Annotated in this window: 1 protein-coding gene and 2 tRNA genes; 2 read left to right on the top strand and 1 reads right to left on the bottom strand. The window is 57.4% G+C overall.

Annotated features, from left to right (window positions below):
- The first annotated feature begins 157 nt into the window (after window positions 1–157).
- Together AC59GX_RS20250 and AC59GX_RS20245 are read left to right on the top strand one after the other, a co-directional pair.
- Window positions 158–234: transfer RNA gene (locus AC59GX_RS20250), tRNA-Ile, on the top strand.
- Window positions 235–249: 15 nt separating this feature from the next.
- Window positions 250–325: transfer RNA gene (locus AC59GX_RS20245), tRNA-Ala, on the top strand.
- 124 nt (window positions 326–449) lie between these two features.
- On the opposite strand, the gene AC59GX_RS20240 is transcribed toward AC59GX_RS20245, so the two are convergent.
- The coding region (locus AC59GX_RS20240; protein WP_497302455.1) for a hypothetical protein at window positions 450–726 on the bottom strand (277 nt) is incomplete at its 5' end.

Raw genomic sequence — 726 nt, 5'->3', positions numbered from 1 at the left:
CACTAGGTTAGTCCACGAGACGAAACAGCTTCGCTGTTTTTCCCGTGGGCAAGCTCGGCCAGCGCGCGAAGCGCGCCCCTGGGTCCCATCAAAGTACTACTTTGATGGGGGCCCTATCAGGCGCAGTTCTGCTGCGTCTGACGGGCGCAGCGGGTGTGGGCCTGTAGCTCAGTTGGTTAGAGCGCACCCCTGATAAGGGTGAGGTCGGTGGTTCGAATCCACCTAGGCCCACCACACACAAGTGCGTTTGGGGCCTTAGCTCAGCTGGGAGAGCGGTTGCTTTGCAAGCATCAGGTCATCGGTTCGATCCCGATAGGCTCCACCATTTCGCAGGAGACGAGACGAGGCAGCAAAGCTGCCGCGCACGTATCCAAGAACGGCCAGCGCTGCAAAGCGCGCCCACAAGGCGCAGCTTCGCTGCGACTGACGGGCTCGCGGGCAACGCACCATCAGCATAACCTAGAGATGAAGAGAAACGGTTCGCCGTGCGAGAGCACGGTGATTGGGTCGAGACGACCCGTATTTGACATTGTGAATGGGTTTTTTAAAATCGATGCCGTGAGGTGCTCGATTTTGGAGACGAGGATTGCTTCGGCGGTTCGTGAGCGCTTCGGCGTCAGCGAGCCAAGCGAGTAGTTCGAGGCTCCGAATATCGACATCATCATAACTAATAATCTGGCTGAGATTATAATCATCCGCACCTGACAAAGGCCAACGCGCACTGCT

The organism is Sphingomonas sp. 320_CC, assembly GCF_059691795.1.
The sequence above is the reverse complement of the archived record's forward strand: the minus strand, read 5'-3'. Positions and strand labels throughout refer to the sequence as shown.